Below are 16,302 nucleotides of genomic sequence, written 5' to 3' on the forward strand. Positions count from 1 at the left end.
AACTATCCATACAGATAAAAAAGGAGACCTAACATGGGTCAGGAAATACAAAAAGAATGTACCCGTTGCGGTACATGTTGTGCCAAGGGCGGCCCTGCTCTGCACAAATCAGATCTTGAGCTGTACGCGAAAGGGATTTTTCAGCGTAAAGACCTTATGACTTTCCGTCGTGGTGAGCTGGTACGTAACAACGTAACTGGCCAGCTTGAGCCGCTTCAGCAGGAACTCGTAAAAATTACCCGCCGTAACGAAAGCACATGGACTTGCTGCTTTTTTAACGTAGTAGACCGTCTTTGTTTTATCTATAACGACCGTCCTGAAGAGTGTAAAACTCTGGACTGTTGGAACCCTGATGCACTTCAGGAAATGTACGAAGAAAATCGCATCACCCGTTTAGATGTTCTCGGTGATAACAACGGCTATGCTGAACTCGTAAGAATGCATGAAGAAAAATGTGGTTACGAGTACCTTGGAACCATTTTCGAACGTATGAAAGAAGATCCTTCTGCTAGAGAAGAATTTTTGGAATCAGTTCGTTTCGATATGGCATTCCGTAAGGTAGTTCAGGAAAAAGCCGGGGTTCCTTCAGCAGAAATGGAATTTCTGTTTGGTCGTACCCTTGGTGAAACCGTGCATATGTTCGGTCTGCGTATCGTAGATACCGAGCATGGCCCTGAGCTTGAAAATATTATCGAGAAAAAAGTAAGCTAGCTCCCCGCTAGGAGGACTGTATGTACATCGTTACTGGTGGCGCCGGAATGATCGGCAGCGCTATGATCTGGAAGCTCAACGAAATGGGTATTACAGATATTATTGTAGTGGACAATCTCGCTTCTACTGAGAAATGGAAGAACCTTGTTAACCGTACCTACGAAGAATACGTCCACCGCGATACTTTTCTCGAAATGGTGATGCATGACCAACTTCCTTGGGAAGTTGATGCTGTTATCCACATGGGTGCGTGTTCTTCTACTACTGAAAAAGACGCAGATTTCCTTATGGAAAACAACCTTCAGTACACAAAAGCAATGTGCGAACTGGCGCTTATGAACGATGCTCGTTTCATTAATGCTAGCTCTGCTGCAACATATGGCGACGGTCAGTTCGGTTTTGAGGATTCCCTCGAAACTATGAGCAAGCTGAAGCCGCTGAACATGTACGGGTATTCCAAACAGCTTTTTGATCTCTGGGCAGACCGTACCGGACGTCTCGATAAGATTGCGTCCCTTAAATTCTTCAACGTGTACGGCCCGAACGAATACCATAAAGGCAACATGATGAGTGTTGTGTGTAAGGCATTCTCCCAGATTGGTGATACTAAAGAGATGAAGCTCTTTAAGTCTTACCATCCAGATTTCCCGCACGGTGGTCAGAAACGTGACTTTGTGTACGTAAAAGACTGCGTTGATGCTATGTGGTGGCTTCTTGAGAACCCACAGGCTAACGGTATCTTTAACTTTGGTACCGGCAACGCGCGCACATGGAATGATCTTGCGAATTCCGTATTTGCTGCAATGGATATTGAATCCAACATCAGCTACATCGAAATGCCGGAAGTTCTGCGTGGTAAATACCAGTACTTCACAGAAGCACCGATGAAACGTCTTCAAGACGCCGGTTGCCCTGTGAAATTCCGCTCTCTTGAAGAAGGTGCGAAAGATTACGTACAGAACTACCTCGCACAGGAAGATCCATACCTGTAGCACCGAGCGTGCATAACTTCGTGTCTACGAAGTAGTTGCAGATTGTTAGTCTGCACCAATAGCAAATGAAAAAGGGTGGAGCCATAAGCTCCACCCTTTTTTTGTTTTGATTTTTACGCGGTCGCTATTCTATGGTTTTACCGCCACAGCGAACAAGGCACATGGTTACTGGCTCGCGTAGAATAATTCCCTGTTGGATCATGTCGCAGAGTTGGTCTGAAAAAGCATCAAGCTTCTCTTTGTCATCCACAATGCGGATAATTACAGGAATATCTGAGCTTCTGCCCAGCGGGTTTTCTTTGTGGATTTTTTTGGCTGCACCATACCCCATAATCCCTTTGTTAACAGTAGCACCGGCGATACCGAATTTCTGGGCTTCTTCTACAATTGCGCGGTATAATGGTTCGCCATTGTGTTTTCTATCTTCATCAATGATGCATGTAATGCGTTCAACTTTTGAACATTCCTTCATTTCGGCCTCCGTCGGAGCTGTCTAAGCGTTGCGGTGTATTGGAAAATTGTGTGCGTATTCCTTTTTTGAAAAAATTCAATGAATACCATGACACAATACAATTTCCGAGGAGTTGTATCTGCTATTTTAAACAGAGTGACAGACAGTTAGCAGCGAAAAAAACGAGATGTTTGAAGAAAAAATAAGAATTTATTTCTATAACTGTCTTAAAAATAAAGAATAAAAGTTTTTAGAGAGTTGTGGTTAGTCCAATGATTTTTTTCAGACAGAGAAAGTAGGCAATAAAAAACGGTCAGCATTATAAAAATGCTGACCGTTTTGTTAGTTCTTGTATTGCGGGGAAGTTGAAATGCTATCCCTTGCGCTTAAACATTTTTTCCAAATCATCAATGGTGAATTGAAGCACAGCAGGGCGTCCATGTGGGCAGTAGGTTCTGTCCGGAGTTGTTAGCCACTGGGCAATAAGACCGGCAGCTTCATCAGATGTGAGCTTTTGACCGGCTTTGATGGCGCTTTTGCAGGACATCATTGCCCATAAATCTTCCATCGAACTTATTTGACCGGAAAGAATCTCTCGCAGGAACCCCTTTGCTTCCGCTGTCTCAAGGGCAGTTGGAATCCCTTTGACGCGCACTTCGGTTTCACCGGAAGTTGCTAGCGAAAATCCTATTTTTTCCAGATCTCCCCACATTTCCTGCAACCTGTGTGCTTCAGAAGGATGGAGCGTAAGGTTCATAGGGAGTGCGAGCAACTGCGAATGTCCTTGTGAGGCATCACGTTTGATACGTTCAAACAGAATTCGCTCATGCACAGCGTGTTGATCCAGCAATATCAATTTTTGATTTCGCTGACGGATAATCAGATATGTGTCTGCCAGCTGTCCGAGGTAGGTCAAATCGCCGACGGATACGTTTTGGCTTTCTGGTTCTGCCTCGGCATGTCCTTGCGGTTCGTAATACTCTGCTGCTGACGTTTCCGCCATGGCAGCGGCATGTGTTTCTTCTGAATACGCCTCAGTTGGTGGCGTAATGGATAGATCAGCTTGTTCAGCCGGCACTGTGCCTTGTTCTTCCAGCTCCAGCACTGGAGTATATGGAACTGGCTCTTGATCTGTTGACGGAGAGAAATTTAGCGATACGTCGTTGTTTTCATCCATGCCAGAAGACTGCACCATGTCAGAAGACTGCATTGTGGCAGTGCTAGCTGTACGTACAACCTCCGTCTCGTATCCTGTCGGTTCTGTATTGGGATTACGATTGATAACGCCATGGTCATCTGCCGCACCCCAGAACCCCGCAGGCTTTGGCGGTGGAGAATCCAGATTCATAGAGGCTTGTGTTGCCGCAGGTGCATGAGCACTAGGCGACGCTGTGAAAGGATCGGTTCCGGCTTCAACCTGCTCAAGTACGGTAAGGTCATCAAGAGCACGTTCAATACCTTTACGCACGACGAGGTAGACGCTGTTTTCATCCTGAAAACGTACTTCGTTTTTCGCAGGGTGTACGTTGGCGTCCACAAGCTCCGGCTGCATTTCAAGAAACAAAGCAATTTGCGGATATTCTTTACTCAGCAAGCGTCCTCTGTAGCCATCACGCACTGCGCGCATGAGAAGTCTGTCGTTAACAGATCTTCCGTTTACCCAGAAGAGCATACGGTCTGCACGAGGCTGCGCTTTTTGTGGATGTCCTGCCAATCCTCGGATTGTATAGCCCTCGCGGGTATGATTCAGAGGAAGCAGTGAATCTGTAATGGCTGGTGGCCAAAGAGTCGCCAGACGGTCACGGAGTGTTTGGTTTGTAGGAAAACGCCAAACCTCACGGCCGTTGTTTGTAAACGTAAAACCGACATCAGGGCGTGCAAGCGCGAGACGCGAGAGCATTTCCTGACAACGTTTGGTTTCAGTATTTTTTGTTTTAAGAAATTTGAGTCGTGCCGGAATATTGGCAAACAGGTCACGAATTTCAACCACTGTTCCCTGATGCAGTGCTGCAGGGCCTTGGCTGGCTATGTTGCCGTGTTCTACCTTGATGAAAAACGCGTCTGCCGGAGTATTCGCAACTTTCGGTGCTGGCGCAGAGGTAATGGTAAAGGTAGAAACTGAGGCAATGGAAGGCAGTGCTTCGCCACGGAAACCGTAGCTGCCGATGCTCATCAATTCTTCCAGACTGGCTACTTTACTTGTGGCATGACGGGTTACAGCCATTTCAAGTTCGTCTTGAGGAATGCCATGCCCGTTATCGCGCACTTGAATAAGTGTTTGTCCACCTTCTTCAATTGTGATGTCTACATGTGTCGCGCCAGCATCAATGCTGTTCTCCACAAGTTCTTTCACAACGGAAGCTGGGCGTTCAACAACCTCACCCGCAGCAATCTGGTTGCGCAGGTCAGATGGGAGTACCTTAATATGGCGTCTGGGATCAGTTTTCTGTGTCATACAAATTCCATGCTACGGGGCGGTTACGTTTTAGAACTGACAGTTCTATAATTCGTGTACTTAATTAGTTCTGCTTTGGCAATTTGCAACATCTAAATTGATTTTGGATGACAATATTTAGCTGATTCGGAGTGAAAATTGATATTCGTCGATTTGGTTTGAAGAAGTTATAACAAGAGTAAAGGTAAAAGCAGTTTACAAGACTCCGTAGGCTCTGTAACTATTTAAGGGTAGAAAGTGAAACTGTACGGTATACACAGTTTTGCTGCATTTTGCTGTAAGACAGAGGCGTGGTTGCAGCAAAGTGCAAAAATAAAGGGGCTCATTTATGAGTCCCTTTATTATGCAGATTGATGTCAAACCCGCGCAGTGCAGCGCACCCCTAGGGCACTTGTTCCCGTATGGCTCGATGACTTGCCAACGGTTGACTGGCGTTACTTCAAAAAAAACAAAATCTTACATACGTCTATGTATGCTTCGATTTTGTTTTTTTCTTGCGCCTTGCACTGAACATTTTTGTCTCAATCTGTAAGGAAAAGCGTAGCCAATAATCACTTTAGTTACCAAGATCTGCATCCATAAACTTCACTAGTTCGAACAGTTTTTTCTGTTGTGTCGAGATGATATGGAACAGTGAGTTTTGTGGAACTAAAATATACGGAACGTCATCTTGTCTTCTGAACAGAAAGTGGGAAAGGATCATGCGGTTAATTGCCTGATGCCCCACAATTAGGACGCGTTCTGCGTTACCGGAAAGGAACAGTGCTTTTTTCAAGCCCCTGTCTACACGGTCTTTCAAGGTTCTGTATCCTTCTCCTTCCGGATAAACATAGCCGTATTTATCGTAGGAACGGTCACGGGCAATCTCAGGATATTGCTCTTTAATTTCAGAATACATTAAGTTTTCGCATACTCCGGCGTCGATTTCATCAAACTCGGGGAGTGGAATAACTGTGCAGTTCGGCATGTGGTTTACAACATACTGTGCGGTTTGCTGCGAACGTCGCTTCATGCTGGTGAAGACGTAGTTGATTTCGTCTCCCTTAAAATATTCACCAAGGCAACTTGCTTGCTTATGACCAAGCTCTGTTAACGAGGAGTTGCCCCCGATTCTGTCCATGACGTTGTATTCTGTCTGACCATGTCGCGCGAGATAGAGATTACGCACCCAGTCCGAAACAAGAATATCACGGATATTTGCATAGAACGGTATGCCGCTCGGCACATTTTCATTCAAAATAAGGTTATGTAGAGAATCTACCATTACCCACATTTTTTCATCCAGCAGAGGTGAATAGATGTGCTCGTAATATTTGATGCGCTCTTTAAAGCTCATACAGGCTTGTTCTTCTGTCAGCTTGGAAAATTCAGAAAGTTTTGTTTTGCGCAGAATAGAAGCATCGACCAGCTCTTCATCGTTATTGATGCACTCGATCCAGAGAATCGGATAGATTGCCATGCGTTCAATGGCAAGGCGACGATGACGGCTGACGTTGGTAGCATCGAGAATAGCGACGTTGCCGCCGCTCTGCAAAAACTCCGTGGCACGGTTCATATTGGTAAAAGCAATTTCTTCACGTGCTGCTTTACCTGCCTGATTTGTAGGGCAGTAAAATTCTGGTTCAGAAGATTTGACACCAAGTCGTTCACGGCGGATGTCGCCGTTATTAAAAATTTCCGTGCGAATACCTTCTTTTGAGAGACCATCAAGAATTTTTGCGGCAACAGTTGTTTTACCGCGAGCAGGTAGACCTACCATACCAATATAAAGCTTGTGCATTCTTCCTCCGGCATGTGCGTTACTGGCGTAGTGCCAGTGCTGTGTATCGTTGGTAGTTTGTCTCTTCCTTGCGGTTATGTCCAGCGTCCAAACAGCCCCGTAAGTTGCGACAACTTATTGAACATTGGATGTTGCTGTTGTTCTTTGGTCATGCGCCATTCCCAGTTTCCATTCCCCGTTGATGGCGTATTCATCCTGCCCGCATTATCCAGTCCAAGGATATCCTGCACAGGGAATATGACCGTATTTGCGACGCTTTGCATGGCAAGACGCATAAAGGTGAGGTGCACATTATCGAGATCGGTACACTGCCCAACAAATTCATGCAGATTGTTCCGCCCTTGATCACCGGCTTCTGTCACGTACCATCCCTTTACCGTGGAGTTGTCATGAGTACCTGTGTATAGAACACAATGCGGTTCATGATGAAACGGTGTGTCTGGATTTCGTGTAAGGTCGCCGCCGAAGCCGAATTGCAGAATCTTCATTCCCGGTAGATTAAACTGCTGTTTCAATTCTCGCACGTCCGCCGTGATAACGCCTAAATCTTCGGCAATAATGGGGAGCATCCCGAGACGCAGGGTGAATGTTCTAAATAGCTCCATCCCCGGAGCATCTACCCATTTGCCATTTATTGCTGTGGGCTCATCCACAGGTATTTCCCAGTAACCAGCAAAGCCTCTGAAATGGTCGAGCCGAATCTTATCCATAAGCTCAATATTATGACGCAGGCGTCGTACCCACCACTCAAAATTTTCATGGCGCATGGCGTCCCAGTTAAAAACAGGGTTGCCCCAACGCTGACCTGTTGCACTGAAATAGTCCGGCGGAACACCACCTACGTGGGTTGGAGTCCCGTTGTCATCCAGTTTGAACAGGTGTGGGTTTGTCCAGACGTCTGCGCTGTGATGCGTGACATAAATAGGAAGATCACCGATAAGGTTCAGCCCGTTTTTGTTGCAATACGCGCGTAATCTTCGCCATTGGGAAAAGAAAATATACTGCACATATTCTTCGTATGCGATGGCATCCTTATGTTCTGCATCCCACTGCAACAGGGCTCCCTGCTCTCTGTACTTCAACGGATCAGGCCATTCGGTCCATATTTTACCGGGATGTTCGTCCATGATGGTTACAAAACGTGCGTAATCACGCAGCCATTCTCTATGGTTTTCTTTGAACACCGAAAAATGCGGACATGTACTGAGTGATTTTTTTTTGCGGGCGTAGGCAATGCGCAACAGGTGAGCCTTATAAATTCCGGCTGCTCCGTAATGTACAAAGGCATCGTGACCTTGCGGAGAATCACGAACTTCTTCCCATGTGATGATGCCGTCTTCGACCATCATCTCAGGACTGATGAGGAGTGGGTTGCCAGCAAAAGCAGACCAACTTGCATAGGGCGAGTTTCCCATAATTTCTGTAGTGGGAGTGGTTGGCAGGAATTGCCAATACAGTTGCCCGCGCGAGCGGAGAAAATCAGCAAAGTCATATGCTGCGGGGCCAAGATCGCCGATACCGAATCGCGATGGAAGAGAAGTAATATGTAAGAGTACTCCGCTGGAGCGAATATTCATAAGAGCCTCCAAGTGACTAAGTCCCTGTTGCGTAGATGCGTAGATAAAGGCAAAAGCACGCAGCAAAGTGCGAGTTCAGCTTTTATCTGACTCTTTTCTATATCATGGAGAGGAAGGCGGAGACTAGGGAGAAGACTTAATTATACAGGAGCTGAATAGAGTTCTGTTCCCGCACGGTGTTAACCGGTGCAAGATCAAGAATAGAGGAGATGAGTTCTTTAAGAAGGCTTTTCTTTTTTCTTAGGGCCTTCTGTAATAGGCAGAGGTGCTTCGAGATTACAGAGTTTAGCCAGCTCTAAGTAAGCTGTTTCTCTGTCGCCAAGCATGTCCACAAGGCCTGCTTTCAGGGCTTGTTTACCTGTCATTGCGCGACCGTCTGCATATGGCAGAATCTGTTCACGCTTCATGTGGCGGCCTTCAACGATAACATCGATGAACTGATTATACATGTCCATGATGATAGCTTGCAGGTATTCTCGTTCTTCCTGAGTCATGGTCTGGAAGGGACTGCCGGCAGCTTTAAGTTTGCCACTTGTGAGGGAAAGATAGGAGACGCCGATTTTTTGCATCAGCCCTTTGAAATTGGGGAGTTCCATCTTTACGCCGATGGAGCCGGTGAGTGTTGCGGGGTTGGCAACAATTTTGTGTCCGGCTGCTGCGATGTAGTACCCGCCGGAAGCGGCTACTGTGCCCATTGAGATAATAACAGGCTTAACTTTAGCAAGGCGTTTGATAGCAAAGTACATTTCTTGTGACGCGGCTACGCCACCACCCGGTGAGTTGATGCGTACGACAACACCTTTAATGGAATCGTCTTTACGCAGTTTGTATGCCCAGTCGGATACTTTGCGGGAGTCGGCAATAAAGCCTTCCACGTTGATTACGCCGAATTTATCTTGCGTAAAATAAGGCATATCATTGCCTTTTGATACGCGTAAAGCCGCAGTAGCGCCTGCGAACAGGGCTACTGCGGCAATAATTAGCATTATGCCAAACAGAAGTGGATGCTTCTGCGAGAAATTAGGCTTCTTCGCCTGCATCCTCAAGCTGCTTGAAGATATCGCCGAGGGTCTGCTGACCCGCATCGGAACCGCCGGAGCGGAATTCACGAGGCTTTTTGCTGCGTTCTTCAGGTTCCTGGAGCTGTTTGATTGAAAGTCCGAGACGACGTTCTTCAGCGCTAACGTGGATAACTTTAGCTTTGATAGTTACGCCTTCTTTGAACATTTCAGAAGGGGATTTCACTTTTTTCTGAGAGATTTCAGAAACGTGAACGAGACCTTCAATGCCTTCTTCTACTTCTACGAAGAGACCAAAGTCGGTGATGTTGGTAACAAGACCTTCAACGATGGTGCCGTTAGGGTAGTTAGAAGGAACTTTAGACCAAGGATCTTCGGAAAGCTGTTTAACACCGAGGGTGAATTTTTCACTGTCCTGATCAACTGTAAGAACTTTCGCCTGTACAGTGTCGCCAACCTGGAAGAGTTCATTAGGGTGACGGATCTTTTTGGTCCAAGAGATATCGGAAACGTGAATCAGGCCATCAATGCCGTCTTCAATGCCGATGAACATACCGAATTCGGTGATGTTCTTGATAACACCTTCAAGGATAGTACCTTCAGGGTATTTCTCAGCAACAATTTCCCATGGGTTTGGCTTAACTTGCTTCATGCCAAGAGAAATGCGTTTTTTATCTTCGTCTACGCCGAGGATAACTACTTCAACTTCGTCACCTACGCGTACCATCTGGGATGGGTGGCGGAGTTTACGAGTCCAAGACATTTCAGAAATGTGTACGAGACCTTCAACGCCTGGCTCGAGTTCCACGAATGCACCGTAATCAACGAGGTTTGTAACCTTGCCGCTGAGACGCTGTCCTTCAGGGAATTTCGCGGTGATATCCTGCCAAGGATCTTCTACGAGCTGTTTAAGGCCGAGAGATACTTTCTGGTTATCTTTATCGAAGCTGAGAATTTTCAGTTCGAGTTCCTGACCGAGCTGAACGAGCTCTTTAGGATGGCGAATGCGCTTCCAAGACATATCAGTGATATGCAGGAGGCCGTCGAGGCCGCCGAGGTCAACGAATACACCATATTCGGTGATGTTTTTCGCTTTACCAACAACAATCTGGCCTTCGTTAAGAGTAACGAGAAGGTCCTGACGTTTGGAGTCGCGTTCTTCTTCAAGAAGTACACGGCGAGAAACGATAACGTTGCTACGACGACGGTTGATTTTCAGCACACGGAATTCAAACTCTTCGTTCACGAGCGCGTCCATGTCTGGCACAGGGCGCAGATCGACATGGGAGCCAGGAAGGAAGGCATCAATGCCACCGAGGTCGACTGTGTAGCCACCTTTGATACGACGTACAATGCGGCCAGTAACGACGGAGTTCTTTTCCTGAACTTCTTCGAGCTGGTCGAACATCTGCATGCGTTTTGCTTTTTCAAACGAAAGGGTAATGGTGCCTTCCATCTCGTTCTTGCGAACAACGAAAACATCCACTTTGTCCCCAACGCCTACGCTAACCGCGCCGTCTGCATCTGCAAACTCGGAAGCAGGGATCTGACCTTCTGACTTAAAGTTAACATCAACGAGAACATAATCACTGTCCACGCGAACGATTTCGCCCTTAACGATTGAACCTTCATCCAGCTCACCAAAATCGGAGCTGAGGTAATCTTCAAGTGCAGCCTCAAAGCTCATTTCAGCTTCGAGTGAGTTATTTTCCATGGTTTCCATTAAAAATCCTCCAACCAACAAAAAAATTTTTCCCACTTGGAAAGTGAGATGGGAAGTGTTAGCAAATTAACGTTGTAAACTCAACAAAAAAATGCTGTGAATATCAGGATTTTACCGCTTTGGTTTGAAGTCCTAATTGTTTTCCGTATGTTTTTCGCATGGTAGCCTCACTTTTCTGAGAACGCGTGCAAAAAAAAATAAAACGGCTAATTACGCGAGTGCTACTAAATCGTAGTCGCGTGTATCCACAATTTCTGCGTCTACCATTGCTCCCGGTTCTACACCGGGGCCGCTTACGTATGTAATGCCATCCACTTCTGGAGCTTGGAACCAAGTACGACCTACATGCAGTCCCGGCCACTCGTCATGTTCACTATCAACGAGCACTTTCATGCGCTGGCCTTCGTACTGTTCCAAAATATCTTCACTAATGTCGCCCTGAATTTCCATGAGTGAATCACGGCGCCATTCTTTTTCTATATCATCAATCTGGTTGTCCATGGCAGCAGCAGGTGTACCGTCTTCTGCCTGATATGCAAAAACACCCAGATGATGGAAGCGTGTTTCAATGATGAAGTCACGCAGGTATTCCCACTGTTCTTCTGTTTCTCCAGGGTAGCCAACAATAATACTGGTACGAATTGCGGCTTCCGGAAAAATATCACGGATGCGGTCGATCACTTCGCGCGGGTTGCGTGCAAACGGGCGACCCATGCGGGACAGAACATCTGAGTGTGCGTGCTGGATAGGTACATCAAAGTACGGAACAAACGGCTCGCCAGCATCACGCAGATATTTCAAAAATTCTACTGATAAGCCCGCAGGGTACAGGTACATGAGACGTAAACGCTCAAGACCGTCCAGCGGCAGGATCTTATCTAACAGTTCACGCAATCCGTGTTTTAAGCCCAGTTCCCGGCCGTACGCTGTTACGTCCTGCGCTACGAAGATGAGCTCTTTAACACCCTGAGCAAGGGCATGCTTTGCATCACGCACAACGGTCTCTGCTGGTGTGGTACGTAAATCACCACGAATGGAAGGGATGGTACAGAACGCACAGTTGTGGTTACAACCATCACTAATCTTCAAGTACGCGTATGAAGGGCCTGTGGAGATAAGACGAAGCGGGTCTTTAATGAGAGGGAGCTTCATAGCTTTCGCAATCATTTCCGGCCATTCTTCCATCTGGGTGTTGGTCAACCACAGGTTAACTTCAGGAATCTCGGATGAAAGATCGTTTTCGCCAAAACGTCCTACAAGGCAGCCTACAACTGCGATAAGCGGACGTTTGCCTGTCGCTATGTCTTCAACATCGGCAACGGCTTGTAAAATTGTCTGCACGGACTCTTCAATTGCAGGCTGAATAAAGCCGCAAGTGTTAATGAGTACCAGATCAGCATTTTCCGGTGCTTCAACCGGCGTAATCTCTTCGCTTACAGCGCCTAAAAGCCATTCGGTATCTACCCTGTTTTTAGGGCACCCAAGGCTTATTGAATAAATATTAATCATGGGGTGGTTTCCAGTATATATACTATTTTGACTAATGAATTGTGTGTTTGCTGCACTGTCACAGGAGAGATCGTACGTGGAAAATAAGCAAGCCGTTGAGGCCGATAAAGAGATATTCACTACGCTTAACATAGCGACCATCGGGTATCGTAGCACATTTCGAGAGCTGTTGATGCATCTTTTTTCTACAGAAATGCCTGACGGCGTAGTGAGAATTAAAGTGCGAGCAATCGCGTGTGCACCTCAAGATGAGTTGCCGGGATTGATGTGTCTTGACGGCGTCGATTTCTATGACAGTGTAGAGGAGCTATGCGAGAATATAGATGATGTCAACATAGTCTTCGACCTTTCAGAAGAAGGTAAATATCTAGAGTATGTTAAGCAGCATACGCCAGCCGGAGTTTCCGTGGTCGGCGGAGAAGCTTTGATTGCTTTTAGAAAATCTCCTGTTGATCCCGCAGTGTTAGATGCGCAGGCATGTAACCTCGATAGAGCTCTTGGGCTGTTCAGCACCTTTGTTGATCAGGCAGCAGAGGAATTTTGGCTTCTGGATACTGACGGCACTGTTCTGGATGCTAATGCTGCTGTTTTGGAAAGTCCGCGAGACCTTGAGTTTGAGGGTGCGGAAGGGACGCTCATTAACAATATATTATTGTATGCCCAGCAGCCGGATAATGCTGTTCTTAAGGCAGTGAAGACAGCAAAGCGCGCAGATCAGGTTGTCACAAAAATCACCGGTAACGGAGAACTCCAATATTTCGGGATCTCGGCGTATCCGGCTGTAAAACGCGACGGTACGGTGCGATCGATAATTTTAACGCGCAAAGATATTACAGAAAACTACTTTATGGTGCGTAAGCTCCAGCAGACGGAAAAACTTGCAGCCATTGGTGAAATGTCCGCCTTTGTTGCGCATGAAATACGGAACCCGCTGTTTGCCATTGGCGGCTTTGCTCGCGCATTGCTTAAGCAGAAAAATTTGAATGAAAAAGATACAAAGAAAGTTAAAATTATCTACAACGAGTCAAAACGGCTGGAGAAAATTTTAAAAATCATTCTTAATTTTGCTCGTCCTGCCCCTGGAGAAAGCGGCGAAATTGATGTAAATGAAGTGATTACAGAAGCCCTTGGCTTGCTCCGAATGCGATTTGAGTCCCAAGGGGGAATCGTTACAACCAACCTGAATGTAGGCGTAGCAAAAGTTCGCGGAAATCCTGACCAGCTGAAGCAGTGCGTTATTAACGGCATAAAAAATGGTTTTGAAGCCATGCCTAATGGCGGAACAATGCGTGTTGAAACAACGCTTAGTGCTGATAATTGGGTAATCGTCCGCATAATGGATTCCGGTGAAGGTATTCCAAATGATGTGCGCGAACATTTGTTTAATCCATTTTTTACCACCAAAAGTGGTGGTTCGGGCCTTGGTCTTGCCATGACGAAAAAAATTATCGAGGGCATGGGCGGTAAGGTGAAGCTGCGTAGTAAAATTCATAAGGGAACAATTCTTTCATTTTATCTTCCACCTATTTCCGCTACGTCTCCAGATTTTGGCAAAAAGGATTCCGCTACTGATGATGATGGTGATGAAGTGGCTAATTCTGCAAATGTAGGATTTTTAAGTGGGCCTATGAAGTTTTTCCGATAATATATTCTTTCAGAATGGATTGCGTAGTGTTGCAAGTGCGATAGGTACTATTTTCTACTTGATGGTTGGCTTGATATGTTACTAGGATGTGATTTAAAATTTTGATTGAGGGGATTCTGTAAGAGTCCCCATCTTCATATAAATACAAATGTAGACGCAATCATCTTTGATGAGCGTCTATATTTTAGTCACAGCTAGCATGCGCTACATATAAGGATAGAGTGATGGAAAAAATTATTGTGCTCGCAACCCGCAACGCAGGCAAAATAGCAGAGCTTGAAAAAACTTTGAGTGAGTACGGATTGTCAGTACGAGGTCTTAATGACTATCCTGAAATCGGTGAGATTGTAGAAGACGGTGACACCTTTGAAGAGAATTCTCTCATTAAAGCCCGCACAGTAGCAAAGCTGACAGGCAGGGTTGCAGTGGCAGATGACTCCGGTCTTGAAGTTGATGCATTGAATAAAGCTCCGGGTGTGTATTCAGCACGTTACAGCGATGATACTCCTAACTTGAAAGCTGATACTCGTGACAAACGTAATAACGAAAAATTACTTATGGAGCTTGCCGGTGAGCCGTTTGAGAATCGCACTGCCCGTTTTCGTTGTGTGATGTCTGCATGTTCCCCCTCCGGCAATTGCATTACAGCATCCGGCGCATGGGAAGGCTTTATCGGCACTGAAGAAAAAGGTGATAATGGCTTTGGGTATGATCCATTGTTCATTGACAGAAAAGACGGTTCCGTTTCTGCATTACTTACACGCGAAGAAAAGAATAAACGCTCCCATCGTGGCAATGCTCTCGCAGCTCTTCTTACCCAATGGGATGAGTTCTGGAAGCAGCACGGTCGATAGAATATTTTTGATGCTAAAAATAGCAAACAAAAAAGCGCCCGTAGTTCAACGGGCGCTTTTTTTTTTACGTATTAATTACGCGTTAAAGGCTGCAAAGATAATGAATACGCCACATGCAGAAGCAAAGGCGATTGTTAGTTTGCCGCCTGCAACTTCGTATGGGGCTTCAGTATTTGTTTGCTTGCGTTCGTTACGCAATTTCCAACTCATAGCACATGGCAGACAGAGACAGAGTACTGCAAAGCCGATACCTGCATGAGCGAGAGCGGCAATAAAGCTGCCCGGAGAAAGGTTTGCAGCAACGATTGGTGGTAAGAATACAGCGATAGTTGCGAGAACTCGGTGTAACTGTGATTCGCCAAGATTCAAGGTTTCTGAAGCGAGGTCGTATAATGATAAGGAAACACCGAAGAAAGAAGTTACCAGCGCAAAAGATGCGAACACAGAGAGAACTGCTTTAATGAAAACAGAGTCCTGTGCAATAGCAACGATCAGGGAATCTACGTTACCGTTCATTGCTGCGATTTGGGACATAGGCACACTGCCGAGAGCAAGGAAGAGCCACAGGGTGTAGCAAACAAGAGGAACTATCGTACCGCCGATGATTGCCCAGTAAAGGATGTTTTTGTTGCCTTCAACAATCTTGCAGGTACTCGGAATACAGAAGTGGTAGCCGTATGCAGCAAATAGGATTGGCAAGCTGCCCAGCAAGTAGTCGTAGTTAGGGGCGACAGCGAGTAGATTGTCGACATCAACTGTAGAGCTGAGTGAGAAGAATGCAAAGGACATGGCACAGACCATGACTATGAAGAACAAGTTGTTGAATCGTAAAATCGTTTTGGTTCCACAGAATACAATAAAAGCCATGATAACAGCAAAAATGGTTGAGCACATTGAGGTGCCTGCACCGTAATCTGCAAAATGGTAGGTGTCTGAAAGGATACTGCCCATACCTGTAATGTATGCAACAAGCAGTGCATAAAGAAGGAAACCAAGGCTTAATACGGCAACGACTTGCCCCGGCCATCCTAATACTTTTTTAACCATTTTATTGAAGTTCAATCCCGGGCCGACCTGCATGTCTACCTCTACAAGCAGTAAGCCGGAATAGAGCGCAAGTGCCCACATGAAGACAAGTAAAACACAGCTCATGGTGAATCCGAGATTTCCGACAGCCATTGGTAAGCCAAGCATACCAGCACCAATAGTTGAACCTGCGACGATACACCCAGCACTAAAAGCTTTACTATTCATAAACAAAACCTCCCAGTTTGCTTTTGTTCTTCCGGTAAGTAACCGGTTACTCTGTTATGAGTCAGAACATTCATATAAGGTTTGTGCTTCATAGAAATACGTTGGTTGTTGAACAGTAACCAGAGGATGACTTGTTACGTAGACAGCTGCTCTCTCAAGGATCCATCTTTCTGTTTTTTTGATTGCTTGCGGCAAGTGAAATGAAAGTAAACGAGCGGGGGTGCGTTCGTGGTTCATTTTCGCTTGTAACGGCGTATGAAAAACGGAAAAAAATATCTTACGTGAGAAGTAAACAGAATACGGTAACAGACTGTATTTATATGCAATGAAAC

At 45.9% G+C, this 16,302-nt stretch carries 12 protein-coding genes; 4 read left to right on the forward strand and 8 right to left on the reverse strand.

Annotation, left to right across the window (positions count from 1 at the left end; genetic code table 11):
- Nucleotides 1-33 precede the first annotated feature (33 nt).
- Nucleotides 34-711 carry a YkgJ family cysteine cluster protein gene (locus MKHDV_RS01925; protein ID WP_160711725.1) on the forward strand — a complete coding sequence of 226 codons (678 nt, stop codon included), beginning with the start codon at nucleotides 34-36 and terminating at the stop codon, nucleotides 709-711.
- A gap of 20 nt (nucleotides 712-731) precedes the next feature.
- Nucleotides 732-1,703 carry an ADP-glyceromanno-heptose 6-epimerase gene (rfaD, locus tag MKHDV_RS01930; RefSeq protein WP_160711727.1) on the forward strand — a complete coding sequence of 324 codons (972 nt, stop codon included), beginning with the start codon at nucleotides 732-734 and terminating at the stop codon, nucleotides 1,701-1,703.
- A 124-nt stretch (nucleotides 1,704-1,827) separates the two neighbouring features.
- Here rfaD and MKHDV_RS01935 read toward each other — a convergent pair whose 3' ends face one another.
- The 7 genes from MKHDV_RS01935 to rimO all read right to left on the reverse strand — a co-directional run bounded on the left by MKHDV_RS01935 (nucleotide 1,828) and on the right by rimO (nucleotide 12,217).
- Nucleotides 1,828-2,175 carry a DUF190 domain-containing protein gene (locus MKHDV_RS01935; RefSeq protein WP_160711729.1) on the reverse strand — a complete coding sequence of 116 codons (348 nt, stop codon included), beginning with the start codon at nucleotides 2,173-2,175 and terminating at the stop codon, nucleotides 1,828-1,830.
- A gap of 352 nt (nucleotides 2,176-2,527) precedes the next feature.
- Nucleotides 2,528-4,609, reverse strand: a complete 2,082-nt coding sequence (gene mutL, locus MKHDV_RS01940; RefSeq protein WP_160711731.1) for a DNA mismatch repair endonuclease MutL — start codon at nucleotides 4,607-4,609, stop codon at nucleotides 2,528-2,530.
- A gap of 556 nt (nucleotides 4,610-5,165) precedes the next feature.
- The gene (locus tag MKHDV_RS01945) at nucleotides 5,166-6,389 is read right to left on the reverse strand and encodes a histidine phosphatase family protein (protein WP_160711733.1); all 1,224 of its coding nucleotides are present in this window, start codon (nucleotides 6,387-6,389) and stop codon (nucleotides 5,166-5,168) included.
- 74 nt (nucleotides 6,390-6,463) lie between these two features.
- Nucleotides 6,464-7,966, reverse strand: a complete 1,503-nt coding sequence (malQ, locus tag MKHDV_RS01950) for a 4-alpha-glucanotransferase (protein WP_160711735.1) — start codon at nucleotides 7,964-7,966, stop codon at nucleotides 6,464-6,466.
- A gap of 218 nt (nucleotides 7,967-8,184) precedes the next feature.
- Nucleotides 8,185-9,006, reverse strand: a complete 822-nt coding sequence (gene sppA / locus MKHDV_RS01955; RefSeq protein ID WP_371415996.1) for a signal peptide peptidase SppA — start codon at nucleotides 9,004-9,006, stop codon at nucleotides 8,185-8,187.
- Nucleotides 8,987-10,708, reverse strand: a complete 1,722-nt coding sequence (locus tag MKHDV_RS01960; protein ID WP_160711737.1) for a 30S ribosomal protein S1 — start codon at nucleotides 10,706-10,708, stop codon at nucleotides 8,987-8,989. The genes sppA and MKHDV_RS01960 overlap by 20 nt, the downstream gene beginning before the upstream one ends.
- Nucleotides 10,709-10,918: 210 nt before the next feature.
- Nucleotides 10,919-12,217, reverse strand: a complete 1,299-nt coding sequence (gene rimO / locus MKHDV_RS01965; protein WP_160711739.1) for a 30S ribosomal protein S12 methylthiotransferase RimO — start codon at nucleotides 12,215-12,217, stop codon at nucleotides 10,919-10,921.
- Nucleotides 12,218-12,293: 76 nt separating this feature from the next.
- Between rimO and MKHDV_RS01970 the strand changes: the two genes are divergently transcribed.
- Both MKHDV_RS01970 and rdgB read left to right on the forward strand, forming a co-directional pair.
- Nucleotides 12,294-13,862, forward strand: coding sequence for a nitrogen regulation protein NR(II) (locus MKHDV_RS01970; RefSeq protein ID WP_160711741.1), 1,569 nt, complete (start codon nucleotides 12,294-12,296; stop codon nucleotides 13,860-13,862).
- A 224-nt stretch (nucleotides 13,863-14,086) separates the two neighbouring features.
- Entirely contained in the window at nucleotides 14,087-14,716 is a 630-nt protein-coding gene (gene rdgB, locus MKHDV_RS01975) for an RdgB/HAM1 family non-canonical purine NTP pyrophosphatase (protein ID WP_160711743.1), read from the forward strand.
- Nucleotides 14,717-14,791: 75 nt separating this feature from the next.
- On the opposite strand, the gene MKHDV_RS01980 is transcribed toward rdgB, so the two are convergent.
- Nucleotides 14,792-15,970: an amino acid permease gene (locus MKHDV_RS01980; protein ID WP_160711745.1), complete on the reverse strand. Its 1,179-nt coding sequence runs from the start codon at nucleotides 15,968-15,970 to the stop codon at nucleotides 14,792-14,794.
- Nucleotides 15,971-16,302 lie beyond the last annotated feature (332 nt).

This window comes from Halodesulfovibrio sp. MK-HDV, from assembly GCF_009914765.1.
In the GTDB taxonomy this organism is placed as follows: domain Bacteria; phylum Desulfobacterota; class Desulfovibrionia; order Desulfovibrionales; family Desulfovibrionaceae; genus Halodesulfovibrio.

What these genes read in the sequence shown, in the direction of transcription:
- MKHDV_RS01925 (WP_160711725.1), top strand. Translation starts at nt 34, where the DNA reads ATGGGTCAGGAAATACAAAAAGAATGTACCCGTTGCGGTACATGTTGT.
- MKHDV_RS01935 (WP_160711729.1), bottom strand. Translation starts at nt 2,175, where the DNA reads ATGAAGGAATGTTCAAAAGTTGAACGCATTACATGCATCATTGATGAA.
- sppA (WP_371415996.1), bottom strand. Translation starts at nt 9,006, where the DNA reads ATGCAGGCGAAGAAGCCTAATTTCTCGCAGAAGCATCCACTTCTGTTT.
- malQ (WP_160711735.1), bottom strand. Translation starts at nt 7,966, where the DNA reads ATGAATATTCGCTCCAGCGGAGTACTCTTACATATTACTTCTCTTCCA.
- rdgB (WP_160711743.1), top strand. Translation starts at nt 14,087, where the DNA reads ATGGAAAAAATTATTGTGCTCGCAACCCGCAACGCAGGCAAAATAGCA.
- MKHDV_RS01960 (WP_160711737.1), bottom strand. Translation starts at nt 10,708, where the DNA reads ATGGAAACCATGGAAAATAACTCACTCGAAGCTGAAATGAGCTTTGAG.
- MKHDV_RS01980 (WP_160711745.1), bottom strand. Translation starts at nt 15,970, where the DNA reads ATGAATAGTAAAGCTTTTAGTGCTGGGTGTATCGTCGCAGGTTCAACT.
- rimO (WP_160711739.1), bottom strand. Translation starts at nt 12,217, where the DNA reads ATGATTAATATTTATTCAATAAGCCTTGGGTGCCCTAAAAACAGGGTA.
- rfaD (WP_160711727.1), top strand. Translation starts at nt 732, where the DNA reads ATGTACATCGTTACTGGTGGCGCCGGAATGATCGGCAGCGCTATGATC.
- MKHDV_RS01945 (WP_160711733.1), bottom strand. Translation starts at nt 6,389, where the DNA reads ATGCACAAGCTTTATATTGGTATGGTAGGTCTACCTGCTCGCGGTAAA.
- mutL (WP_160711731.1), bottom strand. Translation starts at nt 4,609, where the DNA reads ATGACACAGAAAACTGATCCCAGACGCCATATTAAGGTACTCCCATCT.